This is a genomic window from Lacrimispora sp., from assembly GCF_036758025.1.
Lineage (GTDB): Bacteria > Bacillota > Clostridia > Lachnospirales > Lachnospiraceae > Lacrimispora.
The window spans coordinates 32,281-49,031 of the sequence record NZ_DAIOXM010000032.1; the positions used below are offsets into that span (position 1 = coordinate 32,281).

At 41.8% G+C, this 16,751-nt stretch carries 18 protein-coding genes and 2 pseudogenes; 5 read left to right on the forward strand and 15 right to left on the reverse strand.

Annotated features, from left to right (window positions below):
- Window positions 1-47 precede the first annotated feature (47 nt).
- The 5 genes from V7M78_RS19895 to V7M78_RS19915 form a co-directional block, all read right to left on the reverse strand.
- Window positions 48-839, reverse strand: coding sequence for a DUF7402 domain-containing protein (locus V7M78_RS19895; protein WP_333652306.1), 792 nt, complete (start codon window positions 837-839; stop codon window positions 48-50).
- Between the two features lie 2 nt (window positions 840-841).
- The gene (locus tag V7M78_RS19900; RefSeq protein WP_333652350.1) at window positions 842-1,543 is read right to left on the reverse strand and encodes a GntR family transcriptional regulator; all 702 of its coding nucleotides are present in this window, start codon (window positions 1,541-1,543) and stop codon (window positions 842-844) included.
- Between the two features lie 119 nt (window positions 1,544-1,662).
- On the reverse strand, window positions 1,663-2,475 hold the full coding sequence (locus V7M78_RS19905) for a gluconate 5-dehydrogenase (protein WP_333652309.1): 813 nt from the start codon (window positions 2,473-2,475) through the stop codon (window positions 1,663-1,665).
- Window positions 2,476-2,649: 174 nt separating this feature from the next.
- Window positions 2,650-4,848: a cell division protein FtsA gene (locus V7M78_RS19910; protein WP_333652312.1), complete on the reverse strand. Its 2,199-nt coding sequence runs from the start codon at window positions 4,846-4,848 to the stop codon at window positions 2,650-2,652.
- Window positions 4,849-4,968: 120 nt separating this feature from the next.
- Entirely contained in the window at window positions 4,969-5,556 is a 588-nt protein-coding gene (locus tag V7M78_RS19915) for a hypothetical protein (RefSeq protein ID WP_333652314.1), read from the reverse strand.
- A 261-nt stretch (window positions 5,557-5,817) separates the two neighbouring features.
- Between V7M78_RS19915 and V7M78_RS19920 the strand changes: the two genes are divergently transcribed.
- Window positions 5,818-6,471: a DUF3298 and DUF4163 domain-containing protein gene (locus V7M78_RS19920; RefSeq protein WP_333652315.1), complete on the forward strand. Its 654-nt coding sequence runs from the start codon at window positions 5,818-5,820 to the stop codon at window positions 6,469-6,471.
- A gap of 277 nt (window positions 6,472-6,748) precedes the next feature.
- Here the strand turns inward: V7M78_RS19920 and V7M78_RS19925 are convergent, their stop codons facing one another.
- The 4 genes and pseudogenes from V7M78_RS19925 to V7M78_RS19940 all read right to left on the reverse strand — a co-directional run bounded on the left by V7M78_RS19925 (window position 6,749) and on the right by V7M78_RS19940 (window position 10,536).
- A complete protein-coding gene (locus V7M78_RS19925) occupies window positions 6,749-8,836 on the reverse strand; it encodes a sodium-translocating pyrophosphatase (protein ID WP_333652317.1) in 2,088 nt (695 codons plus the stop codon).
- Window positions 8,837-9,424: 588 nt separating this feature from the next.
- Window positions 9,425-9,628, reverse strand: a complete 204-nt coding sequence (locus tag V7M78_RS19930) for a helix-turn-helix domain-containing protein (RefSeq protein WP_333652319.1) — start codon at window positions 9,626-9,628, stop codon at window positions 9,425-9,427.
- A gap of 65 nt (window positions 9,629-9,693) precedes the next feature.
- Window positions 9,694-9,858: pseudogene (locus tag V7M78_RS19935) on the reverse strand (hypothetical protein); the annotation flags it as partial.
- Between the two features lie 459 nt (window positions 9,859-10,317).
- On the reverse strand, window positions 10,318-10,536 hold the full coding sequence (locus V7M78_RS19940; RefSeq protein WP_333652321.1) for a DNA-binding protein: 219 nt from the start codon (window positions 10,534-10,536) through the stop codon (window positions 10,318-10,320).
- Between the two features lie 204 nt (window positions 10,537-10,740).
- Here V7M78_RS19940 and V7M78_RS19945 point away from each other — a divergent pair, with 204 nt between their 5' ends.
- The 4 genes from V7M78_RS19945 (at window position 10,741) to V7M78_RS19960 (ending at window position 13,223) form a co-directional block, all read left to right on the forward strand.
- The gene (locus V7M78_RS19945) at window positions 10,741-11,073 is read left to right on the forward strand and encodes a helix-turn-helix domain-containing protein (protein WP_333652323.1); all 333 of its coding nucleotides are present in this window, start codon (window positions 10,741-10,743) and stop codon (window positions 11,071-11,073) included.
- Window positions 11,074-11,277: 204 nt separating this feature from the next.
- On the forward strand, window positions 11,278-11,805 hold the full coding sequence (locus tag V7M78_RS19950) for an ImmA/IrrE family metallo-endopeptidase (RefSeq protein WP_333652326.1): 528 nt from the start codon (window positions 11,278-11,280) through the stop codon (window positions 11,803-11,805).
- A 59-nt stretch (window positions 11,806-11,864) separates the two neighbouring features.
- A complete protein-coding gene (locus V7M78_RS19955) occupies window positions 11,865-12,176 on the forward strand; it encodes a DUF898 family protein (protein ID WP_333652329.1) in 312 nt (103 codons plus the stop codon).
- 282 nt (window positions 12,177-12,458) lie between these two features.
- Window positions 12,459-13,223, forward strand: a complete 765-nt coding sequence (locus tag V7M78_RS19960) for a hypothetical protein (RefSeq protein ID WP_333652332.1) — start codon at window positions 12,459-12,461, stop codon at window positions 13,221-13,223.
- Between the two features lie 239 nt (window positions 13,224-13,462).
- On the opposite strand, the pseudogene V7M78_RS19965 reads toward V7M78_RS19960, so the two are convergent.
- From V7M78_RS19965 to V7M78_RS19990, 6 genes and pseudogenes are all read right to left on the reverse strand, one after another.
- Window positions 13,463-13,984: pseudogene (locus V7M78_RS19965) on the reverse strand (manganese catalase family protein); the annotation flags it as partial.
- A 142-nt stretch (window positions 13,985-14,126) separates the two neighbouring features.
- Window positions 14,127-14,540 (reverse strand): DUF3788 domain-containing protein, encoded by a 414-nt coding sequence (locus tag V7M78_RS19970; protein WP_333652335.1) that lies wholly within the window; start codon window positions 14,538-14,540, stop codon window positions 14,127-14,129.
- A gap of 272 nt (window positions 14,541-14,812) precedes the next feature.
- Window positions 14,813-15,031 carry a hypothetical protein gene (locus V7M78_RS19975; protein WP_333652337.1) on the reverse strand — a complete coding sequence of 73 codons (219 nt, stop codon included), beginning with the start codon at window positions 15,029-15,031 and terminating at the stop codon, window positions 14,813-14,815.
- Window positions 15,032-15,039: 8 nt separating this feature from the next.
- Window positions 15,040-15,612, reverse strand: coding sequence for a hypothetical protein (locus tag V7M78_RS19980; protein ID WP_333652340.1), 573 nt, complete (start codon window positions 15,610-15,612; stop codon window positions 15,040-15,042).
- A 302-nt stretch (window positions 15,613-15,914) separates the two neighbouring features.
- On the reverse strand, window positions 15,915-16,067 hold the full coding sequence (locus V7M78_RS19985; RefSeq protein WP_333652342.1) for a hypothetical protein: 153 nt from the start codon (window positions 16,065-16,067) through the stop codon (window positions 15,915-15,917).
- 102 nt (window positions 16,068-16,169) lie between these two features.
- Window positions 16,170-16,325, reverse strand: coding sequence for a hypothetical protein (locus tag V7M78_RS19990; RefSeq protein ID WP_333652344.1), 156 nt, complete (start codon window positions 16,323-16,325; stop codon window positions 16,170-16,172).
- Window positions 16,326-16,751: the final 426 nt, after the last annotated feature.

The window sequence follows — 16,751 nt, forward strand, 5'->3', positions numbered from 1 at the left end:
TCTACCTGAATATAGCAAAAAGGAAAAGAGGAATTTCCATATTTATATCAGGAATTTTTTCCGTATACTTCGATCTGGGTAAGAGCAGGGAATGGAGAAGGATCATCGGCTTTTATTAATCTGCTCAGCTTCACCCAGGTGATGTTTTTCTTTTCAATGGTAAAGGTATGGGGCTTTACGCTTTTTTCCATTTCCACCTCCTGACAGGTTCCGTCAGAAAAGGTGAAAACAGCCTTTACCCACCAGTTGTCGTGAGGAAAGTCTGCACGTGTATAAAGAACGATCTTGTCAAAGTCCACTGGGCGTCCAAAGTCCAGGGTCATTTCCGCATCATCCTGACGGTTGATTCCCCAGGATTCATAGGGCCATGCTCCATGGGATTCATTTGCCAGAACCCCGTCAATGGCATTACGGGCTGCAAAAACAGCTTCCCCTCTTGTTTCCACATTAGCAAAGGCGTGGGGGAAACAGCCCCTGTCTCCGTGCTGATCCATGACGTTTCCAGCAAGATTCCGGTAGACTTCCGTTTCATAGTCATGTGCCTTTCGGATGGTCAGATAATGCCTTTCCCCGGTAAATGCTTTGGGATTATAAGAAATCTTTTTCTCTCCGAAGGGAATATCATAAACCACCTCGGGTTTTGTAATATAGACAAATGACTCATCCATGCAGTCATCCACTCTTACCACGTAATAAGCTTCTGTCTGATCCGTTCCAAAGACAATGGAATCTCCCTCCTGGTACTCTCCTTCTATCACCAGGATTGCCTGATTTTCTTCCCGGACAGATGCCTTAATTTCTCCGGCCTGGTTTTTTACAGTAATCGATACGTTAGCCATGTTCAGTTCTCCTCTTCTTCCTGTTCAAAATAATCCTTATATTCCACCTCTATCTGGTATTTCATCCTCTTGGTGCTGTAATAGAGATGTTCTTTCAATGCCTGTTCCAGGCCCTTAATATCCTTTTTCTCCATCAGTTCAAAGAGCTCTGTATGCTCTTTTATAATTCTTGTAAAATCTGTTTCCGTAACAAAATCCAGCATCCGGAACCTGGTGTAGTGAAGCTGCTGGGCCTGGATCATGTCCCATAGCTTTCTCTTTCCCGTAGCCCGAAACCAGACTGCGTGCATATCCGCATCCATGCGGTAAAACTGCTCCGGCTCAAATCCTTTTTCCTGGATCAGGGCCTCCTGGCTGCGAATCATGTGGTGGACCTCCTCCAGCCAGAGGGGTGTTGCAATTTCCATAAAGTCCCGCATGACCATGGTTTCCACCGCAACTCTCATATAAATCATCTGCTTAATATTATCCAGATTCAAAAGCGTTACCTGTGTGCCGGAATAGGGCACAGAATTGACGAATCCCTGTTCCTGGAGTCTTCTGACCGCTTCTCTGACCGGAGTCCGGGATACGCCAAATTTCTCACAGATTTCATTTTCGCTTATGATCTGGCCGGGCTTTAATTCCAAGTCCAGGATTTCCTGTTTTAATGTTTCAAATACCAGCTCGCCGCGGTTTTTATAAATCTTGTTCTTTCCTTCCATCGTACCCTCACTGTTCTCCCTGCCAGATATGCCCGGGTGAAAATTAAATAATGCCATGACCTCTACCTTGAAAGCAGACATCATGGCACCATTTTTCATCAAGGCCGGGCTATAAATCGTTATTTAGGCTGTTTGCCGATATAAGCTAAAATACCGCCGTCAACATACAGAATATGACCATTGACAAAGTTAGAAGCATCAGAAGAGAGGAACACTGCCGGACCTGCCAGATCTTCTGCTTCTCCCCAGCGTCCTGCAGGAGTCTTTGCAAGGATGAACTGGTCAAAAGGATGCTTGGAGCCGTCAGGCTGAGTCTCTCTTAAAGGTGCTGTCTGAGGTGTTGCAATGTATCCAGGTCCAATGCCGTTGCACTGGATGTTGAATTCGCCGTACTCGGAAGCAATGTTCTTGGTCAGCATCTTTAAGCCGCCCTTTGCTGCCGCATATGCGGAAACGGTTTCACGGCCAAGCTCAGACATCATGGAGCAGATGTTAATGATCTTTCCGTGGCCTTTTTTAATCATGGAAGGAATCACTGCCTTTGCCACAATAAAGGGAGCATTTAAGTCAACATCAATCACCTGTCTGAACTCAGCAGCAGTCATTTCACACATTGGAATACGCTTGATAATTCCTGCATTATTCACCAGAATGTCGATAACACCTACTTCTTTTTCGATCTGAGCAACCATGGCATTTACGCCTTCTTCATCGGTAACGTCGCATACATAGCCGTGGGCATCGATTCCCTCTTCCTTGTAGGCGGCAACTCCCTTGTCTACCAATTCCTGTTTGATATCATTAAAAACAATGACCGCACCTGCTGCTGCAAGGCCTTTTGCAATAGAAAAGCCAATGCCGTAGGAAGCGCCTGTAACCAATGCAACTTTTCCTTCCAGGGAAAACTGGTTTAATAAGTAGTCCTGATTCATGATTCATTCTCCTTTGCTTGATTTTTAGTGGTCAGCTATTTTATGGTTCGCATTGAAGTTTGTATGCAAACTATAAAATCTGTATACAAATTAAATGCTTATATATAGGCTAGCACATTCGGGCCATTTTTACAATAAGCATATTCGCCAAACAATGTGCCTTTCATTTAGTCATTATTTTGTTTCATAAATCATGATTCTATCCCTATCTTGTAATTCCTGCTGAAAATATCCGTCTTCCCCGTTGACCTCCAGCATAACCTGGCTTGTTAAATTCTTAAAATCCAGACCGGAATACTCCAGCATGTCCATCAGGTAGTAGGGCTGTCCATCGGATTTTAAGGGCAGGGTTAATGGTCTGTCGTTGAGAAAAAATGTGATTTTTCCGCTTCCAGGGCCCTTTTTTGTTTCTTCCTTTTTTGGAGGAAGAGATGAATCTGTTTGTGTGATGGATTGCTCCGGGGATTTTCCTGTCGGATATTGGGAAGTGTTTTCTGGCACTTCTCCTCTTATCTGACGGGAGGTTCTTTCCCATATATCCCCTGTTGTTTGGCGGGAAGCTTTTCCCCGCATACCCTCTGTCGTCTTGCGAGGAGTTTTCTCTCGTGCTTCCTCTCTCATATGCCGGGAAGCTTTCTCTGATGCTTTCTCTGGTGCTTCCTCTCCCATCTGCCAGGAAAACTGCCCTGCCGCTTCCTCCGTCATCTGCCAGGAATATTCCTCCGGCAAGTCTTCTTCCAACTGCCAGGAGTATTCCTCTGCCTCATCCTCGATCTCTTCTGTAACAATCACATCCCCTGTCTTTAAAATCCTATCCGCTGAAATTTCCTCATCATTTACAAAAACCTTGATATTCTCTCCGAAATCCACCACCTGTGAAACCGTGGCAGAAGCATTCTTTCCGCTTTTTGCAGGAATGAACAACAGCCTGTCCTCTCCATTTACTGCATCAGAAAGCTGGGAATCCTCCCCGTTTCTCTTCAAAACAGAAGGCTCCGCCTTTTCTCCGTAAAACACCACTCTTTTCCCATTTACAGTCACCACCAGATTCTGTCCGGAACGTCCGATCATATCCTGATAATTGTAACCGTTCATCATCAGTACATCCATAACCGTAAAGCTTCCCCTGCGGAACAGCTTGGCCGGCTTGTCATTTAAAATGACCCGGAAGCTGTCATTTACAATATTGAATCCCGCTGAAATAACGATTCCAAGAGGAGTTGCATACTCCGGATTTTCAAGATCGTACTCCTCAGAAAAGGCATTGATCTTAAAATTATTGCCTGCAATAGCCACCCGCTTAGGATCCATGTTTAAATGCTTTACAATCCCTTCCCTTAAGCCGGAAAGCCTGCTGCCCCCTCCCGCCAGGAATACTGCTGAGGGCGCACCTCCGTTCACTTCTATAATCTTTGCAGAAATCTCTTCGCAAAGCCTGGAGGAAGCATCCTGAATGCTTTCAAAAATCGCATCTCTGGTAATCACCTGCTCAAATCCAAGGATGTCGGTAAAATGAAGCTCTTCCCCTTCATCAATCTCTGACTTGATTTTCTCTGCCGTGTCAAAATCAACCAGATATTCCTTCATGATGGTTTCCGTGATCTCATCACCCGCGAGAATTGCCATGGTATAGCCGGTCACGCTTCCATCCCGGCAGACCGCAATATCTGAGGTTCCGGCCCCAATGTCCACCATAGCCAGGTTCAGCAGACGGATATTCTGGGGAATCGCCGCATTGATTGCTGCAATAGGCTCCAATGTGAGGCTGGCTACCTCAAGTCCCACCTTATTCATGGCAGCATACAGGCTTTCCACCACTTCTGTAGGCAGGAAGGTTGCGATAATGTCCGCTTTTAATACCCTGCCGTGATGGTCAATCAAGTTAGAAATCATATAATTATCCAGATAATACCGGCTCACAGTATAGCCAACCAGATAGAACTGGCGGTCCGACTCCCTGCCTTCCCTGTCCATAAATGATTTTTCTGCCTCACTGATAGCCCCTGCTTCCAGGCGGCTTACAGATTCCGCGTCAATCTTCTGCGCCCTGGGAAGCTCCATTTCATAGGTGACACTCTCCGTGCGCAAAGCTCTTCCTGCTGCCGCCACGCAAACCTTGTCCAGCCTGCAGCCCAGCTTTTTCTCCAGCTTTTCCTTTACCTGCCCTGCGATCTTTGCCACCTGCTCAATGTCTTCGATCTGTCCGTCAATCATGGCCCGTTTTGTATGCTCGGCTCTTTCTATGGCAACGATATGAATTCTTTCCCCATCCGGCATTCCCACCATGCCAATGATGCTGCGGGTTCCGATATCCAGGGCAAAAATAGCCTGTTCCGGAAGTGTATCTATCAAAATGCTATTTCTATGCTCCATAAATAATGCCCCATTCTCTTGTGTATTTGCTTATTATTTTACTAGTATCGTCAACCTGCGTCAATCGGGTAAAGGAAACTTTTCTGAATAAAAAGGCATATAGACGGCCTCCTTCCCGAATTATACTGTTCTCGCCTCATAAAATACGAGATACTGTTCTCCTGCTTTATTCCTATGAATATCACAATTATAGGCAAAACTCCATTCAAGCATGATACTTGAACCGCAGGTCAATTCATCTTTAAAGCACCTCCTTATTTCCGAAACATGTTTTAATATTTTCTGCAATTCTTCTTCAGAAAGGAATTCTGCATTGCCGTAATACTCCTTGTCTTTATCTCTGATTATGATCGTAACATCCCGTTTTGAAAAAGTAACAAGGTTCCACAAATCTTCTTTCACTGCCTCTATTACAATTTTATCCAAAAAAACATTTAAAGTCCCACTTTTTACAGCAATAAAATACGGATAAAAAATAACGATGCCATTATCACCTATTTTCTTTTTAAGGCTGTCCGCAAACTCTATTGCCTTATGGGATTCTGCTCCAACTAATCTGGGTAAATTCAAATCATTTCCCTTATATACGGCACATCTGATTGTCCACAGCATACTTGAATCCAGACTTTCCTGACCAGAATACTCCTTCCAGTCTACCGCAGGCAATCCCATAGCTTTTAACTCATAAAAACCCATTAATTTATTCATTCATGCTCTCCTCATTCGGCCCTTAAACCAAGGCAAAGAATAGTTTTCATAAGCAGAAACAGTATATAAATTCATCATACCGGAAACATAATCACAGTTCAACCTCTGTTGTAATTTATTATGATATTACTTCATTAATTTTTACGTCTATCTCCTCTGCGGATTGTCTATAGTCCAAATATGACTGTCCGCATCCCCTCGGCTCATATTTACCTGACATCTTGCATATGTTATGGAAACAGTTCCATTGATGAGGCTTCCATGCAGACAATCTCCCAAAAGACCCGGTCAGATGTCATGGTTTACCGGGACATTCCTGTTCTGACCTATACCATCCACTATCCTGAATTCACCTCAACCTGCAGCCAGTCTGCGGTGCAGAGCATCAACCGGTTTTATGCATTTCAGGCTAAAAATAAAGAAACATACTGCCGCACCGTCCTTTACCCCCAGGCTTTGGAACAGGCACAGTATGTCCAGAGTAACCAGTTTCCATTTCACGGCTATGAATTTATGTCCGTCTATGAAATCACCTACAATGATTGCTGCATTGTCAGCCTTTTTACAGACCAGTACAGTTATTTAGGAGGAGCTCACGGCAATACTGTCCGGGATTCCCAGACCTGGGACTTTGATACTGGGGAGCAGAAGGAACTGAGCAGTTTCTTTCCTGATAATCCCAATTTTATTGATATGCTTTTCACAAGCATGGAGCAGCAGATACAGGAGCAGCTGAAAACTTCTCCTTCCATGTATTTTGACGATTATGCCGCTCTTTTAAGAGGAAACTTCAATATTAAAGGATTTTATTTAAAGCCGGAAGGCATCGTCATCTATTATCAGCAGTATGATATTGCCCCCTACGTCAGCGGTCTTCCGGAGTTTCTCTTTCCTTTTAAAAGCGATTTTTGCTGATGATATAGCTTTGCGCTGTTTCATTGGTTAGTGTGATAAAAAAGCTTCATAAAGAGCAGGGCGTAGCGCCGGCTGCCATTGCCAGTGCGGGGACAAAACATTATTCTCCCGGTAACCTTTGCATTTGACCTTAAATGACGAATACTATATAAGAATATATTGAATAAAAAGGAAGAATAACATAAAAAAACCGGTGCCAGGATTTATGTCCTGATACCGGTTTTTATAGCCTGTGTACTACAGCTGCCATAATCTTATTGAATCCTGTCTTTATCGATCAAAACAGGGAAAATGCCAAAAACAAGGAAGACATCAAAGAAGCCACCAAAGAAACTACCGTTATCTGTGTGTTGATGGATGGACCTGCCGTATCCTTAAAAGGATCGCCAACCGTATCTCCTACTACTGCCGCCTTATGGGCTTCACTTCCTTTTCCTCCATTTCCTCCGGCCTCAATGTATTTCTTTGCATTATCCCACAGTCCTCCTGAATTGCTCATAAACAATGCAAGCAGAAGACCGCTGATAATGTTGCCTGCAAGGTATCCTCCCACGGATTCAACGCCGCCTATAAACCCGACTGCCATGGTCACAAAAATGCTGACCAGTCCGGCAGGAATCAATTCTTTTAAGGCACCATCGGTAGCAATATCAATGCATTTGTCATATTCCGGAACCACTCCCGGCTTGCCCTCTTTAAGTCCTTTAATTTCCCTGAACTGACGGTGGATTTCCGCTACCATTCTCTGCGCATTGCGGTCTACACCGAGCATCAGCATAGAAGAGAAAATAGCCGGAACAGAAGCGCCCACCAGCATCCCGAAAAATACCGTAGGATTGATGATATCGAACCCAGTCAGCACTGTAGTGCCGGCTGCGTCGTTTACCTCACTCATAAATGCACCAAGCAGAGAGATAATGGTCAAGCCTGCTGCCGCAATGGCAAATCCCTTTGTCACTGCCTTTACCGTATTTCCCGCACTGTCAAGTGAATCTGTGATTTCAAGTGCCTCTTCTCCCAGATCTCCCATCTCAACAAGTCCTCTGGCATTATCGGCAATTGGTCCATAAGCATCATTAGAAATGATCATGCCGACGATGGAAAGCATTCCAACTGCGGCCATAGAAATTCCAAACATTCCTGCAGTAGGGTCACCAGGAGCGATGGAAGCGCAAAGGTTATAGGAAACCAAGGCAGAAATACCGATTCCCACCATGGCAGGCAGCACGCTTAAGAAACCATAGGAAACACCGGAAAGAATGGTGAATGCAGGCCCTGACTCAGAAGCCTTTGCTACATTCTGTACAGGCTTCTTATTATCGTTTGTAAAGTAATCACTGGTAATTCCTATAATGACACCAACAAACAAGCCTATCGCTGCCGCTCCCCAAATACGCCAGTCAAACTGAAACACAATTGTTGCTCCAGCAGTAAGTACAGCAAATATACCCGTGGTAATATAGGTACTCATGTTAAGAGCCCTGGTAGGATCGCCATTCTTTCCCATTCGGGCGGCCATAACTCCTATGATGGAAGATAAGAGTCCCAGAGAAGCATAGCAGAATACCATAGCTGCATAATCTACTCCCATTTTTCTGCCCAGAGCAATCGCCATAACCAGTGCAGATACTGTGGAAGCCACGTTAGAATCAAACAAGTCCGCGCCCATTCCGGCAACATCGCCTACGTTATCTCCTACATTATCGGCAATTACAGCCGGATTTCTGGGGTCATCCTCAGGGATTCCAAGCTCAACTTTTCCAACAAGGTCTGCACTGATATCCGCAGTCTTTGTAAAAATACCGCCGCCTGCTTTAGCAAATAAAGCCAGGGAGCTGGCACCAAAACTGAAGCCCAACAGGGCTACGGAGTCTCCGGTGACCATCATAACAAGAGTCACGCCTAAAAGCGAGCTCCCCACTACGGCCATTCCCATAACTGCTCCGCCACGGAAGGCTGACAGAAAAGAAGGTTTTAAGCCGCCGAACTGCGCAGCTTCTGCAGTTTTCATATTGGCTATGGTAGCTACCTGTATTCCTATTTTACCTGCAATAGCAGAAAAAACAGTTCCGCATATGTACGCCAGAACAATGGTAAGGTTACCTAAAACCGAACCTCCGCTCCATAGGGGCGCAGGAAGAAACAGAAAAATCAGAAGCGAAGCTCCCGCACAAAACTTTGATAAAACAATGTATTCTTTCTTTAAAAATGTGTTTGCCCCCCGTCTGATGTAGCTTCCAACCTCTTTCACCCGTTGATTCGAAGATGGCTGCGCAGATACCCAGCGGTACAACCACACCGCAAACGCAAACGCAAGAACAGAAACCAGAATGGAAATGATTAGAAATAAGTTCAAATTACCCATAACACCATTAACCTCCTATTTTCTTGAAAATAAAAATTCTTCCCATTGTACCATTGTATATTTTATCATATTTTTCCATATTTTTCAAGTTTATTGTTATTTATTTTGTATATATATTTTATCTTTTTTCGACCATGCATTATAATATTTATATCAAAATTTGTCGAAAATAATTTATTTTTTAATCATATTACCAGATTTGCTTCTTTCATCTTTCGTCATGAGGATAATAAAATAGCATTTGAATGTATTCTCGCATGAATTTCATTAAACAGCGCTTTCCCCTCTGGCATTAGGACTTCGAGGTTATATTTTTTATCTTTTAGGTATGAGCATTATTTTGTTTCTGTACTAATTCTGGAAGTGCATTAAAAAACAGCATTATTTTACTATTTCAGAAATTCCTTATAAATTATAAAAAGCCCAGGAGTTTTATAAAAAATGACTCCTGGGCATTCTACCACCTGCTCCGGTATTAAGTTCCTGATGAGCTGATGGACGATAGTGGCCATGATTTCCAGACGGACTAATTCTTCTGTTCTTAGAAGATATCTGTAATGGGCGGGACCGGAATGTGTGCCGCCTTTTTTATTGCTCAGATATGTATTGTACAATATCCTCTATATTGCATTTTAATATCTCACATAACCGTTCCAATGTGTGGGTGGATACATATCCATTTTTCTTTAACCGGCCAATCTGACCTGCACTGACGCCGTAGTCTTTTATCAAGCGATATTGGCTTACACCTTTCTCTTTCATCGTGTCCCATAGCTTGTTGTAAGTTATCATTTAATTTTCCTCCTATAAGATGTTTTACAGGATCATTATACGTGATTAGGGAAGGTTTTCATAATTTACTCCGTAGGATCTTTATGTTGCAATACCCCATTCTGATCCGGGGTGAGTGTTATTGGCTGCATAACCATCTTACCGTCCTGGTCCAGATAATACCATTTGCTATCAACTGCTTGCAGGCCCTTGACCATGGCTCCGTCAGCTCCCAGGTAGTACCACCTGCCTTAATCTTTTCGAATTTTAACGTAACATTAATGTATGAAGAATTTTTTTGTAATCCTCAAATATCTATCTAAAAAGACCAGTATGCTCTTGCCACTGCAAGAGTTCGGCTCTTTTCCATCTTGATTTCCTCCTTTATGCTTCGGTTCCCAACTTGTCCGCCAGTCCCTATCCCAGTCGTTTTTTTGTTTCTGAGTACATTATCCTCTCTTTTTATAATCCTTGCAGACATACCTTCGGCTCCGTTCCGGGCAATGGGGTTGGTGCCGGCAGGATTTACATGACCGGCCTGTAACTATGTCACGCCTTTCTTTTACTGCTGATTTTATATGTACCACCATTCCTTTCTTGCAAAATCTTTTGACTCTCCTTCTTCTGGCAGTCCCTTACATCCCTCATAGATTTTTTGATTGACACACATATTTGATAATGGTATATTAATACTATCGAACATACGTTTGTTATTGAGGTTCACTTTTTGTTCTTCTAAACAACCAGATGAAATCATACTCAGGGAAAAATACTTTCCATATTTTTTTAGCATCATCAAAGTAAATGCCTTTTTCAGTAATACCCTGAAAATTTTCACTTATCGTCTGATACCTGCATTCAAGTAAATCCGCAATTTGAGTAAAAGTTACTCCCTTCACCTTCATAGTTGTCAGTAAATTGGGATACACCTCATCACCTCCTGTTTTCATGTTCGCACTGGCGAATATCTTTCCTGTATTATATTCTTATATGCAACCATTGTCAAGCACAATATTTTCATTTGAGAATATATTTCACCATTTCACGCTGATTTTATTTGCATTTGCGTCTTTTTCTATTTACAATATTTGCAAAATCATATATAATAAAGTCACTTGGAAAGAGGTGAAAACATGGAAAGAGAGCAAATTATACAACAACTTATAAAAGAACAGGGATATAGTCTGAGGGCTTTTGCAGAAAAATGCGATATACCATATACCAGCTTATACACAATATTAAATAGAACAGGTATTGGTAAGGCCAGCGTCGATGTCGTAATCAGAATGTGCAGGGAACTGGGTATTACAGTGGATGAGTTAGAAGAATTGTCTGCCCAGGATACTACGAAAAGCAGCTCTCATTCTTATGCTGATTTTGAAAAACTGGTTGCCAGGAATGGAAAGGCCTTATCCGTAGAACAAAAAATGCGCTTAATACAGCTTCTGTCCGAAATCGACAATTAAGGACTGATTTATTTGCGCAATATTTTATGTTACACTGATCTGTCTCCTGAAATAAGGGAGAAAATACTAAGAGGTATTTTTAAAGTTTACAAAGATTGCAGCATCCAGACCTTCCCTATCGATTGTTCAAAAGTTTTGGAACACTACAATTTCAAGCTGTATAGTTATACCGATTTAAGGGGGAAGAATCAGGAATTATATGAGATGTGTAAGCTATGCACCAATGACGCCTTTTCATGGAACAGAATCGTTGCTTATAATGAAAAAATTCTTTCAAGCCGGATTCGGTTTTCTTTAATGCATGAGTTAGGCCACCATATATTGGGTATCCCATCCACGAGCCAGGAATTCGAAAATATCGTAGATTACTTCACCAGTTATCTGCTGGCTCCCAGAATCTTAATACATAAATATGGATACGAAAGTGCCGAGCAAATCCGCAGCGCTTTCAATCTATCCGCCAGGGCTTCCAACAACGCCTTTGCAGATTATAAAATATGGTTTCAGTATATTTGCCAAACAACCAGAAAACCGTCAAAGCCGGAAATAGAGCTGGAAAATATCTTCTTTCCTAAAATTCAGGCAAAGGAGATATCACAAAAAAGCCAAACGAATCTTTCTTCCAAAACCGAAGAACGCATGTCTTTTTTTGAAGAATTGAGACGGGAACGTGGAAATGATTATATGTTTCAGCGGGCTGAAGCACAATGGCTTTATGGAAGGGATTATTGAAAGAGATTAAATTGCCTATGGCTTTTTAATTAAGACAAAAGAAAAGAGGAAAAAAGAGTATGGGAGCACAAGAATCTTATTTTGACGGAGGTCTTCTCCAATTAATCGGCTGGAACCTATTGGGGGCACTCATTACGATGTGCACCTTTGGAATTTGCTTTCCCTGGGCATGCTGTATGATTTATAACTGGGAGATAAAACACACCGTCATTGAAGGACGCCGTTTACGCTTTACCGGAACAGCTTCTCAATTATTTGGAAACTGGATTAAGTGGCTTTTGCTGTGCATTGTAACCTTAGGTATTTATGGTTTCTGGTTGAGTATTGCCTTGAAAAAATGGAAAGCAAAACATACAGAGTTTGCAAATTAATTTATATGAAAATATATATTGTCTTTACCAGCTTCTAGTTCTGATATTATTATAAAAGAATTGAATAAATGATCAGCCGTGGCAGCCGTCCGTCAGTTATAAAAACTATGGCAGCACTAAGATCCATCTTAACAAAATTCTAAAACTGCCCGGTATTGGCATGCCAAGCGGTTCCATCAAAGAATGCTTCTGAAATTACACAAAACATTCCAAAGGGTTATCGGAATTAAAATTAAACAGCCATTGGCTTTTTAATAAAAACAAAAGAAAAGAGGCAATGAAATGAGAAAGACAAAATTATTAATTGCAACCGCTATCCTATCTGCAGCTATGAGCACCGCGGTCCTTGCCGGAGAATGGAAGCAAGACACCACCGGTTGGTGGTACCAGAACGACGATGGAGGCTATACAAAATCAGGCTGGCAGACAATTGACGGCAAATCCTATTACTTCAATGAATCTGGATATTTGCTTGCCAATACCACAACGCCTGACGGATACTACGTTGGCGCAGACGGGGCATGGGTTAATAACTCCGGCGCAAGTACATCTGTTCAGTTGAGCACCGTTACATCTTCTCCTTCAACGGTCATTGGCTCAGGCACATATAAAGTCGGTACGGATATCGCTGCCGGCGAATATGTATTATTCTCCACTAGTGATCTTGGTGCATATTATGAAATCGCTTCTGACAGCAGTGGAAATTTCGAAAGTATTATTGACAACGATAACTTTTCCTATAATGCCATTGTGACTGTAACAAACGGACAGTATTTGAAATTAACCAACGGAACATTATCACCCATCAGTGAAGTTTCACAAATCGACTACACCAAAGGAAATATGTTCAAAGTTGGATATCACATTCCTGCCGGAGAGTATAAGCTGCAAAGCGGTTCAGAATACAGCGGTTATTGTGCAGTGCTCGGAAGTTCCAGCGGAGGGCTTAATAATATCATAGCCAATGATAACTTCTTAGGAATAACTTATATGACTGTTGAAAACGGTCAGTACCTGCAGATAAGCAGATGTGTGATCGTGCGATAAATTAAGATAATAATGCAAAAAGTGTCCAAAAAGATATAATCAACACAGGCTCTCAAATTATATCATTTGACACCGGATGAATTCTATACATATAAGACAATAGACCATAAACCTTACTGAAAAGGAGGCCGATTTAGATATCAATATCTAAATCCGCCCCCTTTTTTATTTTCCTTGACAAAGAGTATAGTTTACCCTTTCTCAGCGTATATATGACCCATAAATTGTGTTGATCATTTTCAGCATTTTGTTTTAATATCAAAACTTGGATTAAAGGCATAAAAATTCCTGCTGTCCAGATTATCCTGGGTAATTCTCAATGCTTCACCAAACCGCTGGAAGTGAACAATTTCCCGTTCTCTCAGATAGCGGATGGGATCGCAGACGTCAGGGTCTGTTACGACACGCAGGATATTGTCATAAGTACTCCTAGCCTTCTGTTCTGCCGCCATATCCTCCACTAAATCAGTAATGGGATCTCCCTTTGACTGGAATTCGCAGGCATTGAAAGGAATTCCCCCTGCTGATTGAGGCCAGATACCGGTGGTATGGTCAATATAATATGGACCAAAACCAGATTCCACCACCTGCTCCGGTGTTAAGTTCCTGGTGAGCTGATGGACAATAGTAGCAACGATCTCCAGATGTGCAAGTTCTTCCGTTCCAATATCTGTCAATAGCCCCTTACACTCCTTATAAGGCATTGCGTATCTCTGGGAAAGATAGCGCATGGAGGCTCCCATTTCTCCATCAGGTCCTCCGGACTCCTAAAACTCAGTATACAAATTAAGACTCTGGAACACCAAGAAGATCTTCCATTTTTCTTACCTCTTCACCTTCTATCTAGTCTCTTTTGTTAACAGAATGATTGCTGCAAAGTATTTAATTATTATTCTGAAATTGCTACTTTCTGTTAGGTTTTCTCTTAATGCTCAAAAGTTCAATGAAGTCATTAAACAGGGAATCGTCAGTTGGTTCAAACATTATCCATTTTCCATCATGATAAGTTTTTGCGTCATCATAAATTTTCTGTACTTCTTTGGAATAATTCCCCCTGTTTTCTTCAAATTTATTCCTCTCATCTTTTCCAAGAATAATCATAAAACCGACAATGTTTTCTCTCGCATATAATGCACAAAGAGTTTTACCGCCTCTGCGATATTTATATTCATACGTCCATGCTTTTCCGCCACTACTCCATAATTTATCCATATCATATTTTTCATCAATGATGGCACACAATTTTGTCCACACTTCATACAAAGGTTCTCCGATTAAAGCGGTCATTTCTTCCGTAGTTGGTATTCTTTCAAGCATAATTAAACCTTCTTTCACATTTTTAATTTACTATATAAGTTGTCTAATTTGTCGTATGGCTTTTTGTCTGTCTTGGTAAATAAGGCTTTGCATACTATCATTATAAAACCTGTCGAATTTTTGTAAGGCTTCAAGGATTGTTTCAATCAATTCGGGTTTTAAATCCTATCTATACACTCATTATATAACTTCTCCATACTTTCTACAATTTATATCTGGATTGACAAGCTAAAATGGGTATAAAAATACCACCGGCAAATCAGCCAGTGGCATTAAATAGTTAACATATTTTTTATTTCTTCTGCCTCCGCTGCCGTCACCTCATCATATTCCCAATCTTCGCCTATAAATATACAGCACTGTTCCGGAGATGGTTTCCACTTTTCCGAATCCCTATCATAGCGCTCAAACTCTCCACCAATAAACCGGTATAGCCTTCTTGCCTTCTTCTTGCTCTTATCATAGCCGTATACAAAATAAAAGTCTTCCATGAGTCCTCCTACTTCACTTGATCTATATATGCGGGTATCTCCAACTGGGATGACAATTCAAACATTTTTATATTAAGCTCGGCCCTTCTTGCCGGGCTTGTGGTGTCCTTCCTGGCTTCCTCATACAGATTATGCATTTCTCCGTTTTTCAAATTAAAACTTTCAGGCGTATGAAATTGTACTTCAAATCTCTGACCTTCAGGTGATTCAAAGACGCAATTAACACCCTTATATGTAGACCGCTTGTCAAGCCAGGTGTTTTTTACTTTTACTATCTTATACCCCTTGTCATTCATCTGCTTGTATACACTCTTATAAGATTGTGACAGGGTTAAAGGGCTGCTTTGATAAGTATATCGGATGACATCATTGGTTGAATTAATGGTATCTTTAATAATTTGCGAATCCAAGCTATGATCACTGTCTGTGTATACCTTTCGCAGGAAAGAATCTTTTTCTTTTAACCGGCGATCCAGTCCCACCATAGCTACCCCTGTGTCCTTAGATATCTTTGTTAGATCAGCGGTAATGCCCGGTTCTTTAAGGATTATCTCGTTGTAAGAATTGGTCTTTCGGTACAATGCCTGCACGCTCTTCCATTTCTTATTATCATTATTATACGTCATTTTCGGGAAAGAATCCAGTGTTTTGGGAACGTCCTACCCGAGAATTTCCTTGTATCGTCTAAGCTGCGCCTGTCCGCTGACCGGATCTTAATCATCTGTTCTTTCAGTTCTGCTTCTGGCCTGCCTTTAGCATTTTTCTTATACTACTCATCATAGGAGACAAGAGCCAATTCTAAGTTCAAGCCCTTATTTCAGCCACCAATCACCAACCTCGATCGTGTTTGTTTTTAGATAAAAGAAAAGCACCCATCGGATGCTTAACTTGGCTTTCTCTTTGTGTTTGGCCCCATACCTTCCCGAATAGAATTGTGGGTTTGGTTCTGGTTCTCTGGTTTCATTTTTTCCGTTATGCTGTTGAATGACTTGTTTGACTTCTTCTGTTCCTGCCTCTCCAGATCATGTTTATCCATATTATCACCTCACCCATAGTGTAGTCCGGAATGGAATGTTTTATTCGCAAGAAGGACTGCCATCAGGCTCACTTCCTTTCGTTTTGGTAAAAGAAAAGACAGCTACTCGCTGTCCTTCTCCTCGTAAATCTCTCTGCTCTTTTCATGTCTAAGCGTGTTTGGCCCCAAGAACTGTCCCGTTGCCCAGTGGTTGTTGAAAGTATTAACTTCCTTAGCCATATCTTTTTCAGATTCCTGATTTTGCTTGTTCTTTTCCATGCTTATCACCTCGATAATAGTATGGACGGTTTATAGAAAAAATATTATCTAAAAAAGAAAAGAGGCGGAATTGACCGCCCTGGGTAAATGAGAAGTTTAAGCAAACATATGTAATGTATTTATACATATATAGCTTGTACCGATTTATTGTCAAGCGGGGGACGGCTGCCATCGTCAAAATCATCTGAGTTTTTTATACTTCTTCATAGGGTGCTCCTTACTTCACAAGCTTGTCCGCTGGTTCCGGCCTTAGCCGGAGGCGTTCTTTCTCTTGTATCCAGCCAACTCCATCATTTTGTCCTGAATCAGAATCCCAATTCTTTTGCGTTCCTCAGCCGGTAGAGTGTCTATCAAAACATCCCTGCCATCAATCTCTATAAAGTTCTCAATAACCGGCTCTGTTTTCATACAATCACTCCTTTCGGT